We start from the raw sequence: 25,966 nt of genomic DNA on the forward strand, positions 1-25,966 counted from the left end.
GGGAAGTCCGCGACGACATCCACGAGGCCTTCCTCAAGCTCGCCTGCTGCATCATCGTCTTCAGACGCATCCGAGCATTGTGTTAGCTCCTCTAAAGCCTCGAAGGAGATCAGCACGATGACCGCACCCGACAGTCTGCCCCTGCACGCCCTGACCGAGGAGAACCTGGCCTCGGCGAGTCCCGACCTGCTGCGGCAGATGGTCAAAACGTTCGCCGACGCGCTCATGTCCGCGGACGCCGACGCCGCCTGCAACGCCGCATACGGGCAGGTCAGCGACGAGCGCGTCAACCAGCGCAACGGATACCGCCCACGCGAGTGGGACACCCGCGCCGGCACCATCGAGCTCGCGATCCCGAAACTGCGGGCCGGCAGCTACTTCCCGACCTGGCTACTGGAACGCCGCCGCCGCGCCGAACAAGCCCTCATCTCCGTGGTCGCCACCGCCTACCTCCTGGGCGTCTCCACCCGCCGCGTGGAGAAACTCGCCGAATCCCTCGGCGTCACTCAACTGTCGAAGTCGCAGGTCAGCACCATGGCCAAACACCTCGACGAACAAGTCACGGCGTTCCGGAACCGGCCCCTGGACGCCGGTCCGTATGCGTTCGTGTGGGTCGACGCGCTGACCCAGAAGGTCCGCGAAGGCGGCCGGATCATCAACGTTCACGCCCTGGTCGCGGTCGGCGTCAACGCCGACGGCCACCGCGAGATCCTCGGCATCGACGTCGCCACCGCCGAGGACGGAGCGGGCTGGCTGGCGTTCCTGCGCTCGCTGACCGCCCGCGGCCTGTCCGGCGTCCAGTTGGTCATCTCCGACGCCCACACCGGCCTCGTCGGTGCGATCGCGGCCGTGCTGCCCGGCGCCTCGTGGCAGCGCTGCCGCACCCACTACGCCCGCAACCTCCTCTCCCAAGTCCCGAAATCCGCGCAGCCCTGGGTCGCCACCTTGCTGCGGACCGTCTTCGAGCAGCCCGATGCCGATGCTGTCCACGCGCAGATGCGGCATGTCCTAGATGCCCTGGAAGCGAAGTTCCCCAAGGCCGCCGACCACCTGGACGCGGCCCAGCACGATGTGCTGGCGTTCACCGCTTTCCCCAGGCAGTTCTGGCGGCAGATCTGGTCCAACAATCCGCAGGAGCGGCTGAACAAGGAGATTCGTCGCCGCACCGACGTCGTCGGGATCTTCCCCGACCGCACCGCCCTGATCCGCCTGGTCGGCGCCGTCCTGGCCGAACAGAACGACGAGTGGATCGAAGCCCGCCGCTACATGAGCCACGAACTCCTGGCCAAGACCGGCCACCCGAACGAGTCACAAACCCACGAGCCCGCCCTGCCCACCGAACTCACCGCATAGCGTTCCAACACGAGACCAGCTGGTGGCCGTCGATACACCACCTCAGCGGACGTGACCCATGGGTGCGGGCCCATGGGGCACCCCAGACAACTAGTCCTGGGTGACCCTGAAAGCGAACCCTGGGGACGTTCTGCATGTGCTGCCTCACCCGTTTTTGTAGCGCCCGAGCCGAAGGGCCCGCCGGTGTCTAGAGGGAGAACGCGCGCAGGCCCGTGAGGAACGAGCGGGCCGAGCACGATCGACCGGCAGACACCGGATCTAAGGGCCCGGAGGCGAGGGCGCGGCAATAAGGGGCCAGGACGTTCACCTTTCGAGCTACCCGCACCGATCACCTTCAGCCGAATCGTTCACCTGACGAGCTACGTCCACCGATCACGTTCAGCCGTTCCGTCCACCTTTCGAGCTACCCGCACCGATCACCTTCAGCCGAATCGTTCACCTGACGAGCTACCTTCACCCCGCACGTTCACCCTGGACTGCGGGCTCCCGGGCGGGGCTGCGGGAGGGAGCCGACCTCTTCGGGGAGGTGCATGCGGAGCATCACGCGGTCCACCGCGTCGGGGGAGAGGCGGTGGCGGGTGAGGAGGGAGGCGGCGATCATGACGGCGAAGGCGAGGGGGACGGTCCAGGCGGCGGGTTGTTCGAGGAGGGCGGCGGACCAGCCGCCGGCGGCGCCGCGGACGCTGGTGAGGACGACCGCGCAGGCGGCGAGGCCGCCGCCGGTGACCAGGCCGAGCAGCGCTCCGGCGTCGGTGAGCCCGCGCCACCAGATGCCGAGGACCAGCAGCGGGCAGAAGGACGAGGCGGCGACGGCGAACGCCAGCCCGATGGCGTCGGCGACGGGCAGGCCCGCGGTCGCCGTGGCCATCACGAGCGGCGGACCGCCCGCCAGCAGGGTGGCCCAGCGGAATCCGCGCGCCGAGCCGTGCATGAGGTCCTGCGAGAGCACTCCGGCGACGGAGACGGTGAGCCCGGAGGCGGTCGACACGAAGGCGGCGAACGCCCCGGCGGTGGCCAGCGCCGCGAGCAGCCGGCCCGCGCCGCCCGCCTCGGTGAGCTGCGGCAGCACCAGCACGGCCGTGTCGGTCTGCCCGGTGAGCAGCAGTTGCGGCGCGAAGACCCGGCCGAGCGCGCCGTACAGCGTCGGCAGCAGGTAGAAGACGCTCAGCAGCACGAGGACCAGCAGCGTGGTGCGGCGGGCGGCGCGGCCGTCGGGGTTGGTGTAGAAGCGCACGAGGACGTGCGGCAGGCCCATCGTGCCCAGGAACGTCGCCAGCAGGATCGAGTACACCGCGTACAGCGGGTGGGACCGCCCGCCCGCGCCGGACAGCGGGTTCGCCCACGCCGCGCCGGTGGCCGGCTTCAGGCCGTCCCGGTGCGGGACGGCGGCGCCCGCGGGGAAGGTGAGGCTGGTCCCGGGCTCCGCGGTGTGCCGGCCCTTGGTGAGGAGCACCGGGGTGCCGCTGCCGCCGGCCGGGCCGCCGGAACCGTTGCCGCCGGCCGGGCCGCTGCCGCTGCCGCTGGTGCCCCCGTAGGCCGTGCCGTCCAGCCCGCCGCGCACGGTGACCCTCACCGGGGAGCCGACGTCGAACCGCACCCGGTCGTCGAGCCGGACGACCGTGCTGTGCGTGAACCGCGGCACGTCGGGGCCGGTCAGGGCGGGCGCGCCGGCGGAGCGCCAGGCCAGCACCAGGAAGACGGCCGGCACCGCGATCGCGGTGAGCTTGAGCCAGAAGTGGAACGCCTGGACGAGGGTGACGCTGCGCATGCCGCCGGCCGCGGCGACGGCGGTGACCGCCACGGCCACCACCACCGCGCCGGTCCAGCGCGGCGCGCCGGTGACCGTCTGGAGCGTCAGCCCGGCCCCCTGCAGCTGCGGGACGAGGTACAGCCAGGCGATGACCACGACCAGTACGCCGGCCACCCGCCGCACGGCCACCGAGCCGAGCCGCTCCTCGGCGAAGTCCGGCAGGGTGTAGGCGCCGGAGCGGCGCAGCGGCGCCGCGACCAGGAGGAGCAGCACCAGATAGCCGGCGGTGTAGCCGACGGGGTAGGCGAGCATGTCGACGCCGTAGGCCATGACCAGCCCGGCCACCCCGAGGAACGACGCGGCGGACAGGTACTCGCCGCCGATCGCGGAGGCGTTCCACAGCGGCGACACCTCGCGCGAGGCCACGTAGAAGTCGGAGGTGGCGCGGGACAGCCGCAGCCCGTAGACGCCGATGGCGACGGTCGCCGCGAGGACGACGGCGAGCGCCGCGAGTCCGAGCGCCGGGTTCACCGCTCCCCCGCCGGGGCGCCCGGCCGGGCGTCGCGCCGGCCCTCGTCGTCCACAGCGTCGGCGGTGCTTCGGGGGCCGCCGGCCGCCGCCTCGGATTCCGCCTCCGGAGCACCGGGCCCGCCTCCCCCGTCCGGCACGGCGGCCGCCTCCGCCGCTCCGGCCGCGGGTCCTGCCCCCGCCTCCGGCGCCGCCCCCACGGCCGGCACTTCCGGGCCCGCCGCCCCGGGAGCGTTGAGCATGTCCGTGAAGTCCCGCTCCACCCGTTCCGCGTGCCGGACGTGGAACCAGGCCGCGCCCACCATCACCGGGTAGGCGACCGCGCCCAGCAGCAGCCACGGCAGCCGGATGCCGGTGATCTCGGCCGTGCGCAGGCCGGGGAGGAGGGCGAAGGCGAGGGGCAGCCCGCCGAGCACCACGGCGAGGACCGCGAGGACGCCCAGTGCCAGGCGCAGCTGGTCGCGGACCAGGGCGCGCAGGTAGATCTGGCCGAGGCGCGGCTGGGCGTGCAGGTCCTGCGCGCCGGCGCGGGCGGACCAGCCGCCGGAGCGGTTGCGGCGGGGTGCGGTGACGGCGACCCGGCGCGACGGCGGCTGCGCGCCCGTCATGACGGCCCGTCGCCGGAGGCCGGCGCCCACCGGACGAGGTGGTCCCGCAGCTCCCTGGTGTGCCGCCGGGCGACGGGCAGTTCGGTGCCCGCGACCCGGACCGTCCACCGTCCCGCGTCCGAGCGCAGTTCCTCGACGTGCCGCAGCGACACCAGGTAGCCGCGGTGGATGCGCAGGAATCCGTGCGGCGCCCAGCGCTCCTCGAGCACGGCCAGGGAGACCCGGACCAGCGGCGCCCGGCCGGCGGCGTGCAGCCGTACGTAGTCGCCGCTGGCCTCGGCGTACGCCACCTCGTCGCGCGAGACGAACCGGGTGACCCCGCCGAGGTCGACGGGTATCCGCTCGTCGGCCGCGTCGGCGCCCCGGCCGGTGTGCGGCGCCCCGCCCGTGCCGGGGGGTCCGCCGCCGATGAGTTCGGCGACCCGCTGGACCGCCTCGGCCAGCCGCTCCCGGCCCACGGGCTTGAGCAGGTAGTCGCACGCCTTGAGCGCGAACGCGTCGACGGCGAAGTCCTCGTAGGCGGTGACGAACACGACCGCGGGCGGCCGGGCGAACCGCCGCAGCACCCGCATCAGATCGAGCCCGTCGAGGCCGGGCATGCGGATGTCGAGGAACACCGCGTCGACCGGCTCGCACTCCAGCAGCCGCAGCGCGGCGTCGCTGCTGCCGGCGGCGAGCACCCGCCCGATCCGGTGGTCGCCGCACAGCAGGTACGTCAGGTCCTCCAGGGCGGGCGGCTCGTCGTCGACGGCCAGCACCCGCAGCGGCATCGTCACGCACGCACCCCGTTCCGGTACTTGGGCACCCGGACGTTGACCTTGGTCCCGGCGCCCGGGGCGGTCTCCACGACGAGCCCGTACTCGTCGCCGAAGACCGCCCGAAGTCGCTCGTCCACGTTGCCGAGGCCGAGCGAGTCCCCTTCGCCCTCCCCGGCCAGCTGCACGCGGACCTCCTCGGGGTCCATGCCCACCCCGTCGTCCTCCACACTGATCCGGCACTCCGCGCCCGCGTCCTCCGCCCGGATCGTGACCCGGCCGGGCGTCGGCTTGGGTCCCAGGCCGTGCCGCACCGCGTTCTCCACGATCGGCTGCAGGCACAGGAACGGCACGGCCACCGGCAGCACTTCGGGGGCGATCAGCAGGTCGACCTGGAGCCGGGCGCCGAACCGGGCGCGTTCCAGGCGCAGATAGCGGTCCACGGACCGCAACTCCTCGGCGAGGGTACTGAACTGGCCGTGGCTGCGCAGGCTGTACCGCGTCAACTCGGCGAACTCCAAAAGCAGTTCGCGGGCCTGGTCGGGGTCGGTGCGGACGAACGAGGCGATCGCGGTCAGCGAGTTGTAGACGAAGTGCGGGGAGATCTGGGCGCGCAGGGCGCGCAGTTCGGCTTCCACCATGCGGGTGCGGGACCGGTCGAGTTCGGCGAGTTCCAGCTGGGCGATGACCCAGTGCGCGACCTCCCCCGCGGCCCGCACCAGCCCCGCGGAGACCTGCCGCGCGTAGACGGACAGCGCGCCGACCACCAGGCCGTCGACCACCAGTGGCACCACGACGGCGCTGTGCACCGGGCAGTCGAGGTCGCCACACTCGACGATCTCGGGCGGCACCACCCAGGGCCGGCCGGTCTGCATCGCCTCGCGGGCGTGCTCGACGGCCGCCGGGGCGTGCCGACGGCCCGGCCCCTCCCAGGCGAGCAGCACACCGTCGCCGACGACGGCCAGCGCGGGCGTGCCGAGCAGCGCGCGCAGGTGGCGGGCGGCGCGGCGCGCGGAGTCGGGGTTGAGGCCGTCGCGCAGCGGGGGCGCGGCGAGCGACGCCTCGTGGAGGGTGGCGAAGGCGGCCCGGTCGGCGGGCGTGCCGAAGCCGCGGCGTCCGCGGACCAGCCAGAACAGCCCCGCCGCCGCGCCCGCGACCACCAGTGCGACGGCCACCACGGTGATCACGGACCCCATGCCCCGCATTATCGCGACGCCCCGGGACCCCGGACAGGGCCGTGACACGGGATTCTCGGCGGACCGCGGCGCCCGACTGGCCGCCGCGGGCTCGCGGGCAGGCGGGCGGTGGCCGACGGTGGGGAAAAAGCCGGCAGGAGGAGGGCGGCAGGAGGAGGCCGGCGGCCGCTGGGCTCCCGTCCCCTCGCCGTGCGGACCCCGGGGAGCCTTTCGGACCGTCGGGGCCCCGGCACCTGTCCACCGGCCGACGGCCACCGGCCGACGAGCGAGGAGCGGGCGTGAGCGATAGGGCGGCGACGGCGGGCGGCGACGGCAGAACGGGGAACCGGAACCTGGTCCTCGCGGCGATGATCTTCGCGGTGGCGATGACCTTCATCGACCAGACCATCGTGTCGATCGCGGCCCCGAACATCCAGCAGGAGCTGGACCTGTCGACCACCGGCCTGCAGTGGGCGATCAACGCCTACCTGCTCACGCTGGCCGCGCTGTTCGCGTACGGCGGCCGGCTGGCCGACACCCGCGGCCACCGGCGGGTGGTCGTCGCCGGGGTGCTGATCTTCGCGGTCTCGTCGCTGCTGTGCGGGCTGACGCCCAAGGGCGGCGCTGCCGAGGCCTGGCTCGTCACCTTCCGCGCGGTGCAGGGCGCCGGCGGCGCGATCATGTTCCCCGCGGCGCTGGGCATCGTGGTGCAGACGTTCGCGCTGCGCGAGCGCGGGCGGGCGGGCGCTGTTCTTCGGGATCGCGGGCGGCCTCACCGCGGTGGGCCCGGTGCTGGGCGGCTATCTGACGCAGTGGACGTGGCGGGCGATCTTCTGGGTGAACGTGCCGGTCGCCGTCGTCGCCCTGGTCCTCATCGCGCTGTCGCGGCCGGTGACCGAGCACCGGCCGGCGCCCATGGACTACCGGGGCCTGGCACTGATCGCCGGCGGCGTCGGGCTCAGCGTCTTCGGCTTCCAGCAGGCGCAGATCTGGCACTGGTCGAACCCCGGCATCGGGCTGTGCATCGGCGCCGGGGTGCTGCTGCTCGTCGTGTTCTACCGGGTGGAGCTGCGCACCGCCTCGCCGCTGATGCAGGTGCGGATCTTCCACAACCGGGCGTTCCTGGTGCAGAACCTGGTGCTGGGCATCTCGATGCTGGTGTTCGTCCCGCTGTTCTTCTTCGCCAGCGAGTACGCGCAGATCGGGCTGGGCAAGTCGGCGTCGGGCGCCGGCGTCTACCTGCTGTACTTCTTCATCGGCTTCGTCATCGCGTCGCAGATCGGCGGCCGCATGCTGGACCGCGGCGGTGCCAAGCGCCCGGTGGTGCTGGGGTGCGTGCTCTCCGCGGTCGGCTTCCTGCTGCTGGCCGGCGAGGTGACCGGCCTCGATTTCGGCACGCAGCAGTGGTAGGTCATCCTCGCCGGCTTCGGGATGGGGATGATGCTGACGCCGGCGAGCACGGACGCGGTGAACCGGGCGTCGCGCCTGTCGTACGGCGAGGCCACCGGCATCACCCAGACCGTCCGCAACTACGCGGCGAGCCTCGGGCTGGCCGTCCTCGGCACGATCTCGGTGACCGTCTTCGAGTCCCGCCTGCGCACGTCGCTGATCGCGCACGGCGTCCCCGCCTCGCAGGCGTCGTCCCAGGCCCACGCCCTCGCGCAGTCCCACTCCGCGCCGTCCGGCAGCGCGTCGATCCCGCACTACGTGCGCCTGGACTTCGCGTACTCCACGCGCACCGTCTTCTACGTCATGGCCGGCATCATGGCGGCGGCCGCCCTCGTCGCCAGGATCGGCCTGCGCCCCGGCCTCCAGCCCGAGGAGAGCCCCGAAGAGGCCGCCCCCGGGGCTCCCGCACAGGCGAAGGACCGGACGAACCGGACGAGTTAATTCAGTCCCGAGCGGTGCGGGCCCCTCGATAGGCTGCGATGTCCGGCCCGATCGGCCGGACCGTCGAGGGGGAATCGCGGTGCGCACCACCTTCCGTCACATCAGGAATGCCGTTCTCGGGGTCGCCGTCCTGGCGGCGTGCACCGCCTGCTGGGGTGATCCGGTCGGCCCGCGCGCCGCCGGCGCTTCCCAGGCCGCGGAGCAGCTGCTCGCCGACCTTCCCCGGGTGCAGCCGGCCGGATCCGTGTCCGACGTCGCCCGCACGGCCGTCGCCGAGGACCGCGGCCGGGTGATCGGCGAGGCGGAGGTCGGCGCGGAACATCTCGTCGCCTACACGACGGCCTCGGGATGCGGTCTGCTCGTCGTGGCCGCCGCGGGCAGGGACCGGGTCCGGTTGCAGATGACGGCGAGCCGGCCGTCGCCGTCCGGCACGTCGGCCGCCCCGGCCGCCGGCTCCCCGCCCGGGGGGCCGTACGGGACGGCGAGCTCACGCACCAGCGGCCCCGGCGACCGGTTCGCCCAGCTGTTCTGCAGCGACCGGTCGTGGGTCGCCACCTACGACTCCCCCGCCGCGCGGCAGTCCAGGACCGAGGTGGGGCCCTCGCTCGTGCTGAGCCCGGCCCCGGGAAGCAGCGGGCCGTTCGTCATGGCCGTGGGGTCCGAAGCGCTACGGCAGCAGGCCGGCGACTACTTCCGGCGCCGCTGAGTCCTGCCGCCCCGGGGCCCGGTCACGGGGTGAGGCGGGTGGCGGCCCAGGCGGACAGGCGGGTGGCGGCGAAGGCGGCGGCCGCCGCGACCAGGAGGGCCGGCAGCGGGTAGTGGACGGTGCCGGTGCGGGAGCCGGTGACCAGGCCGGTGACGGCGGCCTGCGCGGGAGACCCGGAGACGATCAGGACCGCCCCGGCGGCGATCGCGGTGACCAGGATCGGCCAGCCGCCGCCGCGCACCAGCGGCGGGTTGGTCAGCGCACCGACCGCCGTCCCCAGCAGGACGGAGACCGCGGCGGCCATCGCCCCGGCCACCGCCGCCGGCCCGACCGGCACGGCGGTGTGCAGGTCGTCGGCGTGCCGTCCGCTGACCGCGGCGACGACGGCCGTCCCGGCCAGGCCCAGCACTCCGGAGGCCGCGGCAGCGGCCGCCAGCGCCGCCCGCTGCACCCGCGCGGGCCCGACCGCGGCGGCGACGCAGGCACGCGCCGCCGCGGGCTCGCCCGTCACGCAGACCCGCACCGTCCAGGCGGCCACCGGCAGCAGCAGGGCCGCCGCGTAGCCGAGGGAGCCGAGCAGCGGCTCGCCGCCCGCGATGCCGATCGCCATCACGGCGCCGTAGAAGATCAGCGGCGGCAGCCAGCGGTGGGAACGCAGCAGCAGGTCGAGCTGGTAGCGCAGCACCGCGCCGCTGCGCCGGGCGCGAACGGCCGGTCCGGACACGGTCGTTGCCGATCGGCGCGCGGCAGCGGGCGCGGCCGGGGGCGACGGCGTACGGGGCGCGGCGGTCCTGACGGAGGTGATGTGCCAGGGCGGCCGGGCCTCCAGCAGCGCGCGCAGCACCGCGTCCGACTGCCCGGCCGGCACCGCGCCGCGCACCACCCCGCCCTCCCGGTCGAGCCCCGACTCCGCGGCCGCGGCCGGCAGTTCTCCCTCGCCCACCGCCTCGATCACGACCGAGCCGGTGGAGCCGGCGAGCGGCTGCCCGGCGTCCGCGGTCACCTCGGCCGGGACCGCGTCGCCGGGCGCGGGCGTCCCCGCCGCGGACGCGGTCACCGGGCCCTCGTCCGCCGGACCGGGCGCCGAGCCCGGACCCGCCGCCGCGGTCCCGGCGTCCGCAACGGCCTTCTGGGTCGCGACTGTTGCGCGGGAGACGGCGAGCTCGGGTGCCTGGCCGGGGTCGACGCGGAGGACGGCGGTCGCGTCGTACGCGAGGCGCTGGGGGTCGTGGTCGACGAAGAAGACGGTCGCTCCGGCGGCGGCGCGATCCCGTACGGCGCCGTCGAGCACGGCGCGGGCCCGGGTGTCGAGGCCGGTCCATGCCTCGTCCAGGACGAGCAGCAGGGGGTCGGCCAGCAGGGCCTGGGCGACCGCGACCTTCTGGCAGGTGCCCTTGGACAGTTCGTCGAGCGGGGTCCCGGCGTACCCGGTGATGCCGAAGCGTTCGAGCCACCCGAGGGCACGCGTGCGGGCCTCCGGCGCGCTCAGGCCGCGCACCGCGCCCATGTGCGTGAGGTAGCGCAGCACCGGGAAGGGCAGCGCGGGCGGGAAGCGCTCCGGCACGTACGCGGTGCCGCCGGCGGGCCGGCCGGTGACGCGGCCGGCGGTCGGGCGGTCGACGCCCGCGACGATCCGCAGCAGGGTCGACTTGCCGCTGCCGTTCGGGCCCTCGACCCGGACCACGGCGCCGGGCTCCGCGGCCAGCGCCACGTCGCGCAGCACCCACGGCCCGCGCAGCCCGTAGCGCCGCCCCACTCCGTCCAGCCGCAGCCCGCCGTCCCCGGCCCGCTCGCCAAAGGACCCGTCCCCGTCGTGTCGCACGGGCCCATCCTGGCCCACGCCGCCCCGGGCACGGAAGCCGCGGATGGCAGACTTGGCACGTGAGTACGCCTGTCGAACCCAGTACCAGCAGCCCCTTCCAGCACGAGGCGGTGGACCGCGACGCGGCCCCGCAGTTCGTGCTGCCGCTCGTCGTCCGCATCGAGCGGGACGCGCCGCCCGGCCGGACCGACGCGCTGGAGACGGCGGCGCGCGCGGTGCTGACCCTGCTCGCCGACGAGCGGTCGACCGCGGAGGACGGGGAGTGGGCGCAGGCCGTGCGGGACTGGCAGGACGCCCGCATCCGCAAGGTCGTGCGGCGGGCGCGGGGCGCGGAGTGGCGGCGGGCCGAGGCGCTGCCGGGCATCACCGTCACGGGTGACGCGGCCGAGGTGCGGGTGTACCCGCCGGTGCCGCTCGACGGCTGGCCGAAGGACCTGGCCCGGCTCCAGGTGTCCGGCACGGAGCTGGACGACCCGGCGCCCCCGGCCCTCCCCGAGCCGGGCGCCCCGGTGCTGTGGATGAACCCGGGGGTCGCCATGTCCGCGGGCAAGGCGATGGCCCAGGCGGGGCACGGCGCCCAGCTGGCCTGGTGGGAGCTGTCGCAGGCGCAGCGGGCGGCCTGGGCGGCGGACGGTTTCCGGCTCGCCGTGCGGACCGCGGCGCCCGCGGGCTGGACGCGTCTGACGGAGTCCGGGCTGCCCGTGGTCCGGGACGCCGGGTTCACCGAGATCGCCCCGGGCTCGTGCACCGTGGTGGCCGACCACCCCGCCCTGCGCCCCTGACGGCGGCGGAGCCTGCGCGGGGGTCCTGCCACCGCGGAGGCGAGGCCGCCGGGTCAGGGCGGCGCCAGGGGTCGGGTCAGGCGAGGCCGGCGACGAGATCCGCGACGGAGCGGCGGCGGCCGGTGTAGAAGGGGATCTCCTCGCGGACGTGGCGGCGGGCCTCGGAACCGCGCAGGTGCCGCATCAGGTCGACGATGCGGTGCAGCTCGTCGGCCTCGAAGGCGAGGATCCACTCGTAGTCGCCGAGCGAGAACGAGGCCACGGTGTTGGCCCGCACGTCGGGGTAGCCGCGCGCCATCTTGCCGTGGTCGGCAAGCATCCGCCGCCGGTCCTCGTCGGGCAGCAGGTACCAGTCGTAGGACCGCACGAACGGGTAGACGCTCACGTAGTTCCGCGGCGTCTCGTCGGCGAGGAACGCCGGGATGTGCGACTTGTTGAACTCGGCCGGGCGGTGCAGCGCCATGTTGGACCACACCGGCTCCAGCTGGCGGCCCAGCCGGGTGCGGCGGAAGAGGTTGTAGGCCTCCTGGAGGGCGTCCGCGGTCTCCGCGTGCCACCAGATCATCACGTCGGCGTCGGCGCGCAGGCCGGACAGGTCGTACGTGCCGCGGATGGTGACGTCCTTCGCGGCGAGCTGCGCGAACAGCTCGTCCACCTCGTCCGCCCACCCGCCGCGGTCCTCCGGCAGCGCGGATCGCAGCCGGAACACCGACCACAGCGTGTAGCGGATGACCTCGTTGAGGTCCTTGGCCTTCTTGCCCGCGTTGGGCGCCTTGGCAGGGGCTTCGGGGGCGGAAGTCGAGTCGGTCATGCGGCTATTCTCCCGCGCCGTCCCCGGTGCCCGGCACCAGGGTCCCCAGCACCTCGCGGGCGGCCCGCCGGCCGCTGCCGACGCAGGCCGGGATGCCCACGCCGTCGTAGACGGCGCCGCAGACGGCCAGGCCGGGCAGCTTGCCGACCTGCTCGCGGATCCGCGCGACGCGGCCCACGTGGCCGACCGCGTACTGGGGCAGGCCGGCGTCCCAGCGGGTGACCCGGGCGGCGACGGGTGCGGCGCGCAGCCCGACCGCCTCGCCGAGGTCCTCCCGGGACAGCCGCACCAGGTCGGTGTCGTCCCAGGCCAGATCGGCCTCGTTGCCGTAGCGCCCGACCGAGGTGCGCAGCACGAACGTGTCGCCGCCGGCCTTGTCGAGCCAGCCCCACTTGTGGCTGGAGAAGGTCGACGCCTTGATGGTGCGGCCCTCGACGGGCGGCACCAGGAAGCCGCTGCCGACCGGGATCCGGTGCACGTCCCGGCGGCGGAAGGCCATCGTCACCAGGGCCATGCCGGCGTACTCGACGGCGCTCAGCTCGGCCGCGGCGGCCGGTGCCTCGGCGGCGAGCAGCCGGGCGGCGGCGGGCGCGGGCGCGGCGACGACCACGGCGTCGGCGGCCAGGGTCCGGTCGGCGAGCACGACCTGCCAGCCGTGCGGTCCGTTGCGGCGCAGCTCGCGCACCGCGGTGCCGGTCTCGATGGTGACGCCGGCGGCCCGGCAGGCGTCGGCGACGGCGACCGGCAGGCGGCCGACGCCGCCGCGGATGCCGTTGAAGACCGGCCCGGTCTGCCGCGCGGCGGCGGCCTTGCGCTGCAGGCCGCGGGCCGCCTCGATCAGCGAGCGGCCGTCGCGGGCGGCGGAGAACAGCTGCGGGATCGCCGCGCGCAGCGAGATCTCGTAGGCGTCGCCGGCGTAGACGCCGCCGAGCAACGGGTCGACGAGCCGGTCGACGACCTCGCGGCCGAGCCGGGCGGCCACGTACGCGCCGACGGCCACGTCCTCGCCGACCTCGGTGCGGGGCAGCACGTGGTCGAGCGGGATGCGGGCCAGGCCGGCGGCGGACAGCACGCCGGAGGAGGCGAGCGGGCCGAGGTCGGCGGGCACGCCCATGACACCGCCGGGCGGCATCGGCCGCAGCCGGCCGCGGGACCACAGCTTCGCGCCGAGCACGGCGGGCGGTTCCAGGTCGTCGGCCAGGCCCACCTCGCGGGCCAGCTCGATCGCCTCGGGCCTCCTGGCCAGCAGCGACTCGGCTCCCAGGTCCACCGGGACGCCGGCGATCTCGTCCGCGTGCAGCTTGCCGCCGAGCCGCTCGGACGCCTCCAGCAGGGTCACCGCGATCCCCGCCCCGGCCAGGTCGTACGCGGCGGCGAGCCCGGAGATCCCGCCGCCGACGACCACCACGTGCCCCGCGTCGGGGGCGCCTCCCGGTGCCTGCCCGGGGACGTTCGGGCGGTGCGTCTGGCTCATGTCCCCACTGTCTCAGACGCCGGATCGAGTTCCGAACGTGACCCCTTCGGGACCGGGTACCGGCAACCCGCGCGACAGCGCGCACGTCCAACCGGCATCACCGTTCCAACGGCCCATATCCCGGGGGGATTTGATGTCGACACTCACGACGAAGGCAGGACCGGGCGCCGCCCGGCGGCACGGCAGACGGCGGCGTACCGCAGCCGCAGCCGGCGGGCTGCTGCTCGCCGCCGCGCTGGCCGTCGCCGGCTGCAGCAGCAGCTCCGGCAGCAACTCGGCGAAGAGCGACGCGGCTTCCGCGCAGCGGGCGGACGGCGGCTCGGCGGCCAAGTCCGCGCCCGGCCAGAGCGGCGACGACGCCGCCACACCGGGCGCCGCGGCCACACCCGGCGCGACGGACAGCGGCTCCGGATCCGGATCCGGCAACAGCTCCGGCAGCGGCACGGCGGCCCCGCCGAAGGCGACCCCGGCGATTCCCACGTTCCTCGCCCGCACCGCGCACCTGACCGTGCGCACCCCGGACGTGGAGCGGCAGCTGGACGCCGCCCGCACCATGGCCGCGGACGCCGGCGGCTACGCGGGCGACGAGGACACCACGGTGGACGCCCGCGGGCACGCGGAGTCCACGATCCAGCTGCGGGTCCCGGCCTCCGCCTACGACTCCGTGCTGGTGCGGCTGGCCCGTCTCGGCACCCTCCTCGACCGCACCGTGAAGGTCGAGGACGTCACCGGCCAGGTGGTGGACGTGCAGAGCCGGATCAAGTCGCAGCAGGCGAGCGTGGCGCGGGTGCGGGCGCTGATGGACCGGGCGTCGAGCCTCAACGACGTGGTGTCGCTGGAGAGCGAGCTGAGCACCCGCGAGTCGGCGCTGGAGGCACTGGAGGCCCAGCAGGACTCGCTGAAGTCGCGGACGAACCTGGCGACGATCAGCCTCCAGCTGGTCGAGCCGCCGGTGAAGGCCGCGCCGAAGCCGGCCCCCACGAAGCACGACGGGTTCTGGAAGGCCGTCGGGCACGGGCTGCAGAACGGCTGGCACGGCTTCTACGTGACGCTGCGGGTGGTGCTGGTGGTGGCCGCCGTGGTGCTGCCGTTCGCGCTGCTGGCCCTGCTGCTCTGGTCCGGCCACCGGCTGCTGCGCCGCTGGCTGCCGGGCGGCCAGGACGCCCGCCGGGTGGCGCACTCCTCGCTGCGGGTGCCGACCGGCCGTGCGCCGGAAGGGCGCGGGCCGGTCGGCGGCGCGCCGCGGGTGCCGAGCCCGACGCTGCCGGCGTACCCGGGGGCCGCGGCCGGGGAGCGGGCGGCCGGCGACAAGGCGCCCGAGGAACCGGACGGGCCGCCCGCCGGGTAGCGGGGCGGGCGGACCGGTGTGCGGGCGGCCGCGGTTCAGACCGCGGTCGCCCGGTGCACGAAGTCGACGAGGCGGGTCAGGGCGTCCGGCGGGGTGCTGGGCATCACGCCGTGGCCGAGGTTGAAGACATGGCCGGTTCCGGCGGCCGCGGCGGCGTCCAGCACCTCCTGGGCCTTGGCCTCGACGACCGCGGTCGGGGCGAACAGCACCGCCGGGTCGAGGTTGCCCTGCAGGGCCTTGCCGGGGCCGACCCGGCGGGCCGCCTCGTCCAGCGGCACCCGCCAGTCGACGCCGACGACGTCCGCGCCGGCCTCGCCCATCAGGCCGAGCAGCTCGCCGGTGCCGACGCCGTAGTGGATGCGGGGGACGCCGTGGCCGGCGACCGCGTCGAACACCTTCGCCGAGGCGGCCATCACGTAGCGCCGGTAGTCGGCGGGCGCGAGGGCGCCGGCCCAGGAGTCGAAGAGCTGGACGGCGCTGGCGCCGGCCTCGATCTGCACGGTGAGGAACGCGGCGGCGATGTCCGCGAGGCGGTCGACGAGCTCGGCCCACAGCTCGGGCTCGCCGTACATCATCGCCTTGGTGTGCTCGTAGGTCCGCGACGGGCCGCCCTCGATGAGGTAGCTGGCCAGCGTGAACGGCGCGCCGGCGAAGCCGATGAGCGGGGTGGCGCCCAGCTCGGCGGTGAGCATCCCGACGGCCTCGGTGACGTAGGAGACGTCGCCGGGTTCGAGGGGACGCAGCCGCGCGAGGTCGGCGCGTGTGCGGACGGGGTCGGCGACGACCGGGCCGACGCCGGGCTTGATGTCCAGGTCGAGGCCGATCGCCTTGAGCGGCACCACGATGTCGCTGAAGTAGATGGCGGCGTCCACGCCGTGGCGGCGCACCGGCTGCAGGGTGATCTCGGTGATGAGGTCCGGCCGCGTGCAGGACTCCAGCATCGGGATGCCCTCGCGGACCTTCAGGTACTCGGGCAGTGAACGCCCGGCCTGCCGCATGAACCACACCGGGGTGTGCGGCACGGACTCGCCCCGGCAGGCGCGGATGAAGGGGGAATCAGCGGTCTTCTGGTGCGCACTCACCCCCCGATCTTCGCACGGCCGTGCCCCCGCCCCGCACCGGCCCGGGGGGCCGCCGCCGGGCCCCCGGGGCGGCGGTGCGGCCGGCCCTGGCCGAAAGAGCACGTCCATGGCCTGAGACGCCGTCAAGAAAGCGGTGTTGGTGCGGGCGGAGCGCGCCGAAGACGCTTACCCTTCCGGGCATGGCAGCGGTTACCGGGCACCTGGACGACGAGGCACCCTTCTCCTTCCGTCAGGCGGTCGAGGCGCTGCGTGCGGCTCGGGTGCGGCCCGGGGTCCGCATCGAGGAGACCGCGGCGCCGCGCCGGCTCGCGCCCTTCGCCTACGCACTGGAGGCCACCGTCCTGTCGGACGGCGAGGAGCTGGCCGACGGCCGGCTGGTGCTGCTGCACGAGCCCGGCGGGCACGACGCCTGGCACGGCGAGTTCCGGCTGGTCACCCTGGCCCGGGCGGAGCTGGAGCCGGAGATGGCCGGCGATCCGCTGCTGCCCGAGGTGAGCTGGTCCTGGCTGACCGGCGCGCTGGACGCCCGCGGCGCCGCCTACCACGACCCGAGCGGCACGGTCTCCCGCGCGTCCTCGCACTACTTCGGCGGGCTCGCCGACCGCTCCGACGACACCCAGATCGAGGTCCGGGCCTCCTGGACGCCGGCGTCCGCCGCGGACGCGGCGGCCCATCTCGCCGCCTGGTGCGATCTGCTGTGCGCGTGCGCGGGCCTGCCGCCGTGGGACGGCCCCGAGTCGTCCGTGCGCGGGGCCGGCGGCGTGCTGCCGCTCCCCAAGCGCCGCAGCTGACGGCGGTTCCGCCGGGTCCCGCGCCCGCCGGTTCCGCCGCCTCGTCCGGCCGGTGCGGCGGGGCGTTCCGCACGGGTGTGCCCGGGGAGACCACCCGTTCGATCGGGCGTCCGATTTGCCGGAAATGCCACTCAATAAATCGTGATCTTTCCCTAAAGCCCGGAGCAATTGCTGCCGAAGGAGACTGTGACCGTTTCAGTCCCCTTTGCCACAGGAGGCCCGGTGTCCGTTCTTCTCGAGCAGCCCACGAGCCTGGTCGCCTACCGTCCCAGCAAGCCGACGGCCATGGTCGTCGTAGCCGACCCCCGCGTCCGCTCCACTGTCACCCGACACCTGTGGGCTCTCGGGGTTCGCGATGTGATCGAGGCCTCGTCGATCGCCGAGGCCCGTCCCCGGGTCGGTAACCCCCGCGACATCTGCGTCGCCGACGTCCATCTGCCCGACGGCTCGGGCCTGACCCTGCTCGCCGAGACGCGCGCGGCAGGCTGGCCCAACGGCCTGGCGCTCTCCGCCGCCGACGACATCGGCGCGGTGCGCAACGCGCTCGCCGGCGGCGTCAAGGGCTATGTCGTCACCGGCACCCGCAACACCGCGGGCGCGCTGGCCGGCCGGCCGGGGCTCGCCCCGCTGGGCGCCACCGCGGCCCGGATGCAGCGCCGCCCGCCCGGCTCCCAGGGCCACCCCGGCAACGGCTACCGGGAGTTGTCCGGGCGCGAGGTCGAGGTGCTGCGGCTGGTCGCGGAGGGCCAGTCGAACAAGGCGATCGGCGTGTCCATGGGCCTGTCGGCGCTGACCGTCAAGAGCCACCTGGCGCGCATCGCCCGCAAGCTCGGCACCGGCGACCGGGCGGGGATGGTCGCGGTGGCGCTGCGCACCGGCATCATCCACTGACCCCTGAGGCAGGACGCGCGACCGCCGGCGGAACGTTCCGCCGGCGGTCGCGCGCGTCGCGGCCGGGCGGGCAGTCCTGTGGATCTCCGCGCGACCGGCCCGGCACGGGTAGCCTTGACAGGTGACCGACGCCAGAGAACCCGCATCCCCAGCAACCTCGGCGCCGGTCCCGCTGCTGGACCCGCGCGAGGGGATCCCGCCGGTCACCGCCGGCCCGGAGGCCCTGGACGACGTCGTTGCGGCCTTCGCCGCGGGCTCCGGCCCGGTCGCCGTCGATGCCGAGCGCGCCTCCGGCTACCGCTACGGCCAGCGGGCCTATCTGGTCCAGCTGCGCCGGGCCGGAGCAGGGACCGCGCTGATCGACCCCGTCGCATGCCCCGACCTGACCGCGCTCGGCGAGGTGCTCGCCGGCACGGAGTGGGTGCTGCACGCGGCCACCCAGGACCTGCCGTGCCTGGACGAGCTGGGCATGCGGCCCACCTCGCTGTTCGACACCGAACTCGCCGGGCGGCTGGCCGGGTTCGCCCGGGTCGGCCTCGGCGCCATGGTGGAGAACGTCCTCGGCTTCGCCCTGGAGAAGGGCCACTCGGCGGTCGACTGGTCCACCCGCCCGCTGCCGGATCCGTGGCTGCGGTACGCCGCGCTGGACGTCGAGCTGCTGGTCGACCTGCGCGACGCGCTGGAGGAGGACCTGCGCGCGCAGGGGAAGCTGGACTGGGCGCTCCAGGAGTTCGCGGCCATCGCGGCCGCCCCGCCGCCCGCGCCGCGGGTCGACCCGTGGCGCCGCACCTCCGGCATGCACAAGGTGCGGCGGCGGCGCCAGATCGCCGTGGTGCGGGAGCTGTGGCTGGCGCGGGACCGCGCCGCCCGGGAGCGGGACGTCTCCCCCGGCCGGGTGCTGACCGACGCCGCGATCGTCGCCGCGGCCCTGGAGCCGCCGGCCAATGTCCACGCGCTCGCCGCGCTGCCGGGCTTCGGGCACCGGATGGGACGGCGGCAGCTGGAGCAGTGGCAGACCGCGATCGACCGTGCGCGGGCGCTGCCGGAGCGGGAGCTGCCGCAGCAGACCGCCGCGTACACCGGTCCCCCGCCGCCGCGCGCCTGGGCGGACAAGGACCCGGTGGCCGCCGCCCGGCTGTCGGCGGCCCGCGCCGCGGTCTCCGCGCTCGCGGAGGAGCTGAACCTGCCCCAGGAGAACCTGGTCTCTCCGGACACGGTCCGGCGGCTGTGCTGGTCGCCGCCGCCGGAGCCGACCCCCGAGCTGGTGGCCGACACGCTCGCCTCCCTGGGTGCGCGTCCCTGGCAGGTGCAGCTGACGACACCGCTGCTCACCAAGGCTCTGGGAGCCCGCCCGACCGAGGGGTAACCGTCGGTAACTCCGGTTGACGTGTGACGTGTACCGCTTCCGCGGGTAAGACTGTGCACATGGGTTACCCATGAGTAGCATGACCTGTGAGCAAGCGCTCGCTCTTCGCCGGGCGGTGGCCTCCTCGCTGCGCCCTCCCCCGGGCACGCCGGTGGACACCCCGTACGGCACGCCGGTGCGGGGCGGGACCACCGCGCGCGGTGCGCCAGGTGCGAGCGTGAGCACGGTCGACTGTCGGCACCGGGCATGAGCGCCCGGGGGCAAGCGAACACAACGAAGGAGCCATCGTGCCTCGTACCGGAAGGGACGTCGTCTTCGTCGACGGCGTCCGCACGCCGTTCGGCAAGGCGGGCCCGAAGGGCATCTACCACGAGACCCGCGCCGACGATCTGGTGATCAAGTGCATCCGGGAGCTGCTGCGCCGCAACCCCGGTCTGGACCCGGCCCGCATCGACGAGGTCGCGGTCGCCGCGACCACGCAGATCGGCGACCAGGGCCTGACGCTCGGCCGTACCGCCGGCATCCTGGCCGGCCTGCCGACGACCGTCCCCGGCTTCTCCATCGACCGCATGTGCGCGGGCGCCATGACCGCGGTCACCACGACCGCCGGCGGCATCGCCTTCGGCGCGTACGACGTGGTGGTCGCCGGCGGTGTCGAGCACATGGGCCGGCACCCGATGGGCGAGGGCGTCGACCCCAACCCGCGGTTCGTCTCCGAGAAGCTCGTCGACGAGTCCGCGCTGTTCATGGGCATGACCGCGGAGAACCTGCACGACCGCTTCCCGCACCTGACCAAGGAGCGCGCCGACGCCTTTTCGGTGCGCAGCCAGGAGAAGGCCGCGAAGGCGTACGCGAACGGCAGCATCCAGCAGGACCTGGTGCCGATCGCGGTCCGCCGCACCAACGCCGAGGCGGGCGAGACCGGTTGGGGCCTGGCCACGGCCGACGAGCCGATGCGCCCGGGCACCACGCTGGAGCAGCTGGCCGGCCTGAAGACCCCGTTCCGCCCGCACGGCCGGATCACCGCGGGCAACGCCGCCGGCCTCAACGACGGCGCCACCGCCTCGCTGCTGGCCGCCGAGGACGTCGCCCAGGAGCTGGGCCTGCCGGTGAAGATGCGCCTGGTGGCGTACGCCTTCGCCGGCGTCGAGCCCGAGGTGATGGGCATCGGCCCGGTGCCGGCGACCGAGAAGGCACTGGCGAAGGCCGGCCTGACGATCGACGACATCGGCCTGTTCGAGATCAACGAGGCGTTCGCCGTCCAGGTCCTGTCGCTGCTCGACCACTACGGCATCGCCGACGACGACCCGCGGGTCAACCAGTACGGCGGCGCGATCGCGTTCGGCCACCCGCTGGCGTCCTCGGGCGTGCGCCTGATGACGCAGCTGGCACGGCAGTTCGAGGAGCAGCCGCACGTCCGCTACGGCATCACCACCATGTGCGTCGGCTTCGGCATGGGCGGCACGGTCATCTGGGAGAACCCGCACTTCGAGGGGGAGAAATGAGCACGACCGCAGAGCTGCTGAAGGGTGCGGCCGAGCTGTTCCCCGGTGAGGTCGTCACCACGGCCGAGGTCCGCCACCTGGAGCTGCCCGGCGGTGCGGGCCGGTTCGCCCTGATCACCATGGACAACGGCTTCGACCACACCAAGCCGACCACCTTCGGGCCGCAGTCGCTGGCGAACCTCGACGCCGCGATCGACCAGGTCGAGAAGGAGGCGGCGGCCGGCCAGATCGTCGGTGCCGGCGTGACCGGCAAGCCGTTCATCTTCGCCGTCGGCGCCGACCTCAAGGGCGTCGAGCTGCTGAAGCGGCACGAGGACGCGCTGGCCATCGGCCAGGGCGGCCACGCGGTCTTCAAGCGGCTGGCGTCGCTGGCGGTGCCGACCTTCGCCTACTACAACGGCGCGGCCATGGGCGGCGGCGTCGAGGTCGGCCTGCACTGCACCTACCGCACGGTGTCCTCCGCGGTGCCGGCGTTCTCGCTGCCCGAGGTCTTCCTCGGCCTGGTCCCCGGCTGGGGCGGCTGCACGCTGTTGCCGAACCTGATCGGCGCCGACCGCGCGGTCACCGTGATCATCGAGAACTCGCTCAACCAGAACCGCCAGCTCAAGGGCGCCCAGGTGCGTGAACTGGGCATCGCCGACGCGCTGTTCGAGGCCGCGGACTTCCTGGAGCAGTCGCTGGCCTGGACCGCGTCGGTGCTCCGCGGCGAGACCGAGGTGGTCCGCGCCGAGGTCGACCGCGGCGAGGCGTGGGACCAGGCGGTGGCCCGCGGCCGCTTCATCGCCGACGGCAAGGTGCACGGTGCGGCCCCGGCCGCGTACCGGGCGCTGGACATCATCGAGGCGGCGAGGAACGGCGACCTGCGCCAGGGCTTCGACGCCGAGGACCACGCGCTGGCCGACCTCATCATGGGCGGTGAACTGCGCAGCGGCATCTACGCCTTCAACCTGGTGCAGAAGCGCGGCAAGCGTCCGGCGGGCGCCCCGGACAAGGCGCTGGCCCGTCCGGTGACCAAGGTCGGCGTGGTCGGCGCGGGCCTGATGGCCTCGCAGCTGGCGCTGCTGTTCGCCCGCCGCCTGGAGGTACCGGTCGTGCTGACCGACATCGACCAGCAGCGGGTCGACAAGGGCGTCGGCTACGTGCACGGCGAGATCGACAAGCTGCTCGCCAAGGGACGGGTCGGCCAGGACAAGGCCAACCGCCTCAAGGCGCTGGTGACCGGCCACCTGGACAAGGCGACCGCCTTCGGCGACGCGGACTTCGTGATCGAGGCCGTCTTCGAGGAGATGGGCGTCAAGCAGCAGGTCTTCGCCGAACTGGAGGCCGTGGTCCGGCCGGACACCGTGCTGGCCACCAACACGTCGTCGCTGTCGGTGACGGAGATGGCCGCGAAGCTGGAGCACCCCGAGCGGGTCGTCGGCTTCCACTTCTTCAACCCGGTGGCGGTACTGCCGCTGCTGGAGATCGTGCGGGGCGAGGGCACCGACGAGGCGTCGCTGGCCACCGCGTTCGCGGTCGCCAAGAAGCTGAAGAAGACCGCGGTGCTGGTGAAGGACGCCCCGGCGTTCGTCGTCAACCGCATCCTGACCCGCTTCATGGGCGAGATCCAGAACGTCATCGACGAGGGCACGCCGGTGGCGGTGGCCGAGAAGGCGGTCGAGCCGCTGGGCCTGCCGATGTCGCCGCTGGTCCTGCTGGAGCTGGTCGGACCGGCCATCGGGCTGCACGTCTCGGAGACGCTGCACGGCGCTTTCCCGGACCGCTTCACGGTCTCGGAGAACCTGGCGGCCGTGGTGAAGGCCGGCAAGCGCGGCTTCTACGTCTACGACTCGGGGAAGCCCGAGCTGGACCCGGAGGTCGCGGCGCTGCTCAAGCAGGGCGACTCGGTGCTCACCGAGGAGCAGGTGCGGGCGCGCGTCCTGGACGCGGTGGCCGAGGAGATCGGCCTGATGCTTCAGGAGGACGTGGTGGCGGAGGCGCAGGACATCGACCTCTGCCTCATCACCGGCGCCGGCTGGCCCTTCCACCTGGGCGGCATCACCCCCTACCTCGACCGCGAGGGCGTCTCCCAGCGCGTGAACGGCAAGCCGTTCCTCGCCCCGGGCCTCGCCAGCGTTCCGGAGTAGCCTCCCCTTTTCCACGCCGGTGCCCGGCGCCTCCCGCCAAGGGGGGTGCCGGGCACCGGCATTTCGTTGCCGGTGCGGTGCCGGCGGCGCGGCCTCAGCTTGAGGAGGGGTCGAGGACCTGGATCAACTCGTCATCCGTGCGGAGTCCCTCGAGCCAGGCGCGCACTTCTTGCAGCTGGACGACCGTCAGTCCGAAGGCGTCGCGGGCGGCCAGCGCCACGTTGAACGGCTGGGCGGCGATGTCGGGCTGCACTTCCTGACCCCCTCGCAGTCCGAGGACCTGGCCGAGGGTCACCCGGCACGGCAACACCGTCATCCACGTCATCACGCCGTTCGGCCACACCCTGCTCACCCGCGCGCCCTCCTGACCCGGGAGGGACGTCTGCCCGGCACCGCAACGGCCGGCAGCCGCCGCGGCCGGTGGTACGGCTGCGGCGGCTGCCGGAGAGACCCGGGGCGGCCGGTGGTGCGGCCGCCGAACGTGGTGCGGGGCGGGTCAGCCCACCATCGTGTTGGTCGGCGACGGGGTCGCCTGGACCTTGATCACGCGCTTGGCCTCGGCCAGCACCATCGCGCGCAGCTTCTGCGGCGTGAGGCTGCCCTGGACGTCCTTGACCGGCACGTTGTTGATCTCCACGACCGGGGCGTCACCGAAGCCGTCGGCGGCGAAACCGGCCTGCGACTTGTTCACCCAGCCCACGTGGTCGCCCTGCTCGATGCACGGCAGGAACGCGGGCATCTTGATCTTGTGGGCCTTCTTCGCCAGCTCCCGCAGCTCCTTCTCGCTGGCCAGCGAGTCGGTCTTCGGGTCCGGCTGGTTCTTGAACACCTCGTCCACGAACGCGGTGAACCGGCTCTGGTCCTGGGCGCAGCCCGCGGCCGCGGCGGCCTTCAGCGAGCCGTCGCCGCCGTACTTCTTGTCGGACGCGGTCACCAGCCGGTAGTGGATCTGCACCTGGCCGGTGGTGAGCAGGCTGGTGAGCACGGGCCCGTACTGGTCGTGGAACGCCTTGGACTCCGGGCTGCGCAGGTCCTCGAAGATGGTGACGGTCACCGGGATGCTGGGGCGCACCGGCACGTCGAACTTGGGGCCCGAGGGGGTGTCGGTGGTGCTCGGCGTGGGGGCCGCGGGGCCGGTCGGGACCACCGCGGGGCCCGCGGCGCCGCTGGGCTCCTTGACCTTGTCGTCCTTGTTGGAGCGCACATGGGCGCCGATCACGGCGGAGATGCCGAAGACGACCGCCATCACCACCACGGACATCGCGTAGGGGCGCACCCGGTCGAGCGGGCTCTTCCGCTTCTTCTTGCCGGGAACGGCCGCGCCCCCGGCCTCGGGTCCCTTGGACTCCGTCATGACTACGCCACCTCGATCATCCCGCACGGCTCCTCGCGCATTTCTACCACCGCTCGCGCCCGTGCCCGAATTCCGGGTGCCCCCAGCCGGCCAAGGCCCCGCTCCCCCGCCGCCCCGGGCCCCTGCTCCCCCGCCCGCACGTCCCGGTTCACCCCGTATGCACCCGGCCAGGCCCGGCCGTCAGTGCTCCGGGGCGCCGTCCCGGCCGCGGGCGAGCCGGCTGTGCGAGCGGCCGTAGCCGAAGTAGACGACGCAGCCGACCGCCATCCAGCCGGCGAACCGCAGCCACGTCTCCACGCTCAGGTTGATCATCAGCCACAGCGAGGCGCCCACCGACAGCACCGGCAGCACCGGCACCCAGGGGGCTCGGAAGGCGCGGTGCAGGTCGGGGCGGGTGCGGCGGAGCACGATCACGCCGACGGCGACGACGACGAACGCGAACAGCGTGCCGATGTTCACCATCTGCTCCAGCTCCTCCACCGTGAAGAAGCCGGCGATCAGCGCCACCACCACGCCGAGCAGCACCGTGGTGCGGTACGGCGTGCCGTACGTCGGGTGCACCTGGGAGAAGGCCCGCGGCAGCAGCCCGTCGCGGCTCATCGCGAAGAAGACCCGGGTCTGGCCGAGCAGCAGGATCATCACCACCGACGTCAGGCCGACCGCCGCACCGAAGCTGATCAGGCCGGACCAGAAGGGTGCGCCGACCGCCTTGAACGCGCTGGCCAGCGGGGCGCTGGTGTCCAGGTCGGAGTACTTCTGCATGCCGGTGACGACCAGGGACACCGCCACGTACAGGACGGTGCACACCACCAGCGAGCCGAGGATGCCGCGCGGCACGTCGCGCTGCGGGTGGCGGGTCTCCTCGGCGGCGGTGGCGACGATGTCGAAGCCGATGAATGCGAAGAAGACCACCGCGGCGGCCGAGAAGATGCCCATGACGCCGAACGACGACGGGGTGAAGCCGAACATCACCTGCACCAGCGGGGCGTGCAGGGTGGATCCGGTGCCGGTGTTGGGCTGGGACGGCGGCAGGAACGGCTTGTAGTTGCTGCCGGTGATGTAGAAGAGGCCGGCGAAGATGACGATCAGCACCACGGTGATCTTCGTCGCCACCACGAGGCCGGTGATCCGGGCCGACAGCTTCATGCCCATCATCACGATGCCGGTGAGCACCAGGACGAGCGCGGCGGCCAGCACGTCGAAGCCGAACCCGCCGTTCTGGTGGCTGAGCGAGGCCGGCACGTCGATGCCCACGTGCGACAGCAGGCTGCGCACGTAGCCGGACCAGCCGCCGGCGACCACGCCTGCGCCCAGGGCCAGTTCCAGGATCAGGTCCCAGCCGATGATCCAAGCCGGCAGCTCCCCGATCGAGGCGTAGCCGAAGGTGTAGGCGGAGCCGGCGACCGGGACGGTGGAGGCGAACTCGGCGTAGCAGAGGGCGGCCAGCGCGCAGACCACGCCGGCGGCGACGAAGGCCAGGGACACCGCGGGGCCGGCGTACTGCTTGGCGACCGAGCCGGTCACCACGAAGATGCCGGTGCCGACGATGACGCCGACCCCGTACACGACCAGGTCGAGCGCGGACAGCTCCTTCCGCAACCCGTGGCCGGGCTCCTCGGTGTCCGCGAGGGACTGCTCGACGGTCTTGGTGCGGAAGACTCCGCGCGCCGGCCGCTGCGGCGCGGGGCTGCCGCCTTTGCGGGAGCCGATGTCCAGGCCCATGGGGCACCTCCAGGTGGTCTGCCCGGCCCGGTGCGGGGCCGGCAGTCGCCACTCCACTGCGGAGGGCCGTCTCACCCGAACAGGCGCGCCTGCACGTCGTCCCATGGCGGAGGGGGTCCACCCGTGC

21 protein-coding genes and 1 pseudogene are annotated in these 25,966 nt (G+C 74.1%); 11 read left to right on the top strand and 11 right to left on the bottom strand.

Features of this window, described 5'->3' with window-relative positions; genetic code table 11:
• Window positions 1-117 precede the first annotated feature (117 nt).
• Entirely contained in the window at window positions 118-1,353 is a 1,236-nt protein-coding gene (locus ACH4TG_RS34985; RefSeq protein ID WP_398246689.1) for an IS256 family transposase, read from the top strand.
• A gap of 466 nt (window positions 1,354-1,819) precedes the next feature.
• On the opposite strand, the gene ACH4TG_RS34990 is transcribed toward ACH4TG_RS34985, so the two are convergent.
• From ACH4TG_RS34990 to ACH4TG_RS35005, 4 genes are read right to left on the bottom strand one after another with little or no spacing between them, the layout of a single operon-like run.
• On the bottom strand, window positions 1,820-3,634 hold the full coding sequence (locus tag ACH4TG_RS34990; RefSeq protein WP_398246690.1) for a cation acetate symporter: 1,815 nt from the start codon (window positions 3,632-3,634) through the stop codon (window positions 1,820-1,822).
• Window positions 3,631-4,239 (bottom strand): hypothetical protein, encoded by a 609-nt coding sequence (locus tag ACH4TG_RS34995; RefSeq protein ID WP_398246691.1) that lies wholly within the window; start codon window positions 4,237-4,239, stop codon window positions 3,631-3,633. The genes ACH4TG_RS34990 and ACH4TG_RS34995 overlap by 4 nt, the downstream gene beginning before the upstream one ends.
• Window positions 4,236-5,009, bottom strand: a complete 774-nt coding sequence (locus ACH4TG_RS35000) for a LytR/AlgR family response regulator transcription factor (protein ID WP_398246810.1) — start codon at window positions 5,007-5,009, stop codon at window positions 4,236-4,238. Before ACH4TG_RS35000 ends, ACH4TG_RS34995 begins: the two co-directional genes overlap by 4 nt.
• Window positions 5,010-5,011: 2 nt before the next feature.
• Window positions 5,012-6,199, bottom strand: a complete 1,188-nt coding sequence (locus ACH4TG_RS35005; protein WP_398246692.1) for a histidine kinase — start codon at window positions 6,197-6,199, stop codon at window positions 5,012-5,014.
• A 356-nt stretch (window positions 6,200-6,555) separates the two neighbouring features.
• Here ACH4TG_RS35005 and ACH4TG_RS35010 point away from each other — a divergent pair.
• The 3 genes and pseudogenes from ACH4TG_RS35010 (at window position 6,556) to ACH4TG_RS35020 (ending at window position 8,765) form a co-directional block, all read left to right on the top strand.
• Window positions 6,556-7,579, top strand: a pseudogene (locus ACH4TG_RS35010) (MFS transporter).
• A gap of 21 nt (window positions 7,580-7,600) precedes the next feature.
• Entirely contained in the window at window positions 7,601-8,059 is a 459-nt protein-coding gene (locus tag ACH4TG_RS35015) for a hypothetical protein (protein WP_398246693.1), read from the top strand.
• 79 nt (window positions 8,060-8,138) lie between these two features.
• Window positions 8,139-8,765 (top strand): hypothetical protein, encoded by a 627-nt coding sequence (locus ACH4TG_RS35020; RefSeq protein ID WP_398246694.1) that lies wholly within the window; start codon window positions 8,139-8,141, stop codon window positions 8,763-8,765.
• A 22-nt stretch (window positions 8,766-8,787) separates the two neighbouring features.
• Here the strand turns inward: ACH4TG_RS35020 and ACH4TG_RS35025 are convergent, their stop codons facing one another.
• Window positions 8,788-10,587, bottom strand: coding sequence for an ATP-binding cassette domain-containing protein (locus tag ACH4TG_RS35025; RefSeq protein ID WP_398246695.1), 1,800 nt, complete (start codon window positions 10,585-10,587; stop codon window positions 8,788-8,790).
• A gap of 59 nt (window positions 10,588-10,646) precedes the next feature.
• Here ACH4TG_RS35025 and ACH4TG_RS35030 point away from each other — a divergent pair, with 59 nt between their 5' ends.
• The gene (locus tag ACH4TG_RS35030) at window positions 10,647-11,369 is read left to right on the top strand and encodes a peptidyl-tRNA hydrolase (RefSeq protein ID WP_398246696.1); all 723 of its coding nucleotides are present in this window, start codon (window positions 10,647-10,649) and stop codon (window positions 11,367-11,369) included.
• A 76-nt stretch (window positions 11,370-11,445) separates the two neighbouring features.
• Here ACH4TG_RS35030 and hemQ read toward each other — a convergent pair whose 3' ends face one another.
• Both hemQ and hemG read right to left on the bottom strand, forming a co-directional pair.
• Window positions 11,446-12,180 carry a hydrogen peroxide-dependent heme synthase gene (gene hemQ, locus ACH4TG_RS35035; RefSeq protein ID WP_398246697.1) on the bottom strand — a complete coding sequence of 245 codons (735 nt, stop codon included), beginning with the start codon at window positions 12,178-12,180 and terminating at the stop codon, window positions 11,446-11,448.
• 4 nt (window positions 12,181-12,184) lie between these two features.
• On the bottom strand, window positions 12,185-13,654 hold the full coding sequence (gene hemG / locus ACH4TG_RS35040) for a protoporphyrinogen oxidase (protein ID WP_398246698.1): 1,470 nt from the start codon (window positions 13,652-13,654) through the stop codon (window positions 12,185-12,187).
• Window positions 13,655-13,787: 133 nt separating this feature from the next.
• Here hemG and ACH4TG_RS35045 point away from each other — a divergent pair, with 133 nt between their 5' ends.
• Window positions 13,788-15,002, top strand: a complete 1,215-nt coding sequence (locus tag ACH4TG_RS35045; RefSeq protein WP_398246699.1) for a DUF4349 domain-containing protein — start codon at window positions 13,788-13,790, stop codon at window positions 15,000-15,002.
• Window positions 15,003-15,037: 35 nt separating this feature from the next.
• Here ACH4TG_RS35045 and hemE read toward each other — a convergent pair whose 3' ends face one another.
• A complete protein-coding gene (gene hemE / locus ACH4TG_RS35050; protein ID WP_398246700.1) occupies window positions 15,038-16,084 on the bottom strand; it encodes a uroporphyrinogen decarboxylase in 1,047 nt (348 codons plus the stop codon).
• A gap of 179 nt (window positions 16,085-16,263) precedes the next feature.
• Between hemE and ACH4TG_RS35055 the strand changes: the two genes are divergently transcribed.
• The 5 genes from ACH4TG_RS35055 to ACH4TG_RS35075 all read left to right on the top strand — a co-directional run bounded on the left by ACH4TG_RS35055 (window position 16,264) and on the right by ACH4TG_RS35075 (window position 22,763).
• Window positions 16,264-16,875, top strand: a complete 612-nt coding sequence (locus ACH4TG_RS35055; protein ID WP_398246701.1) for a DUF3000 domain-containing protein — start codon at window positions 16,264-16,266, stop codon at window positions 16,873-16,875.
• 222 nt (window positions 16,876-17,097) lie between these two features.
• Window positions 17,098-17,766 (top strand): LuxR C-terminal-related transcriptional regulator, encoded by a 669-nt coding sequence (locus tag ACH4TG_RS35060; protein WP_398246702.1) that lies wholly within the window; start codon window positions 17,098-17,100, stop codon window positions 17,764-17,766.
• Window positions 17,767-17,887: 121 nt separating this feature from the next.
• Complete coding sequence (locus ACH4TG_RS35065; protein ID WP_398246703.1) at window positions 17,888-19,132, top strand: HRDC domain-containing protein; 1,245 nt, start codon at window positions 17,888-17,890, stop codon at window positions 19,130-19,132.
• Between the two features lie 287 nt (window positions 19,133-19,419).
• Window positions 19,420-20,637 (top strand): thiolase family protein, encoded by a 1,218-nt coding sequence (locus ACH4TG_RS35070; protein WP_398246704.1) that lies wholly within the window; start codon window positions 19,420-19,422, stop codon window positions 20,635-20,637.
• Window positions 20,634-22,763 (top strand): 3-hydroxyacyl-CoA dehydrogenase NAD-binding domain-containing protein, encoded by a 2,130-nt coding sequence (locus ACH4TG_RS35075; RefSeq protein WP_398246705.1) that lies wholly within the window; start codon window positions 20,634-20,636, stop codon window positions 22,761-22,763. The genes ACH4TG_RS35070 and ACH4TG_RS35075 overlap by 4 nt, the downstream gene beginning before the upstream one ends.
• Window positions 22,764-22,857: 94 nt before the next feature.
• Here the strand turns inward: ACH4TG_RS35075 and ACH4TG_RS35080 are convergent, their stop codons facing one another.
• The 3 genes from ACH4TG_RS35080 to ACH4TG_RS35090 all read right to left on the bottom strand — a co-directional run bounded on the left by ACH4TG_RS35080 (window position 22,858) and on the right by ACH4TG_RS35090 (window position 25,839).
• Complete coding sequence (locus tag ACH4TG_RS35080; RefSeq protein WP_398246706.1) at window positions 22,858-23,115, bottom strand: hypothetical protein; 258 nt, start codon at window positions 23,113-23,115, stop codon at window positions 22,858-22,860.
• Window positions 23,116-23,259: 144 nt separating this feature from the next.
• A complete protein-coding gene (locus ACH4TG_RS35085) occupies window positions 23,260-24,117 on the bottom strand; it encodes a DsbA family protein (RefSeq protein WP_398246707.1) in 858 nt (285 codons plus the stop codon).
• 180 nt (window positions 24,118-24,297) lie between these two features.
• The gene (locus ACH4TG_RS35090; RefSeq protein ID WP_398246708.1) at window positions 24,298-25,839 is read right to left on the bottom strand and encodes an amino acid permease; all 1,542 of its coding nucleotides are present in this window, start codon (window positions 25,837-25,839) and stop codon (window positions 24,298-24,300) included.
• Window positions 25,840-25,966: the final 127 nt, after the last annotated feature.

Origin of the sequence: Streptomyces sp. NPDC020917, assembly GCF_044333795.1 — a bacterium.
GTDB lineage: Bacteria > Actinomycetota > Actinomycetes > Streptomycetales > Streptomycetaceae > Actinacidiphila.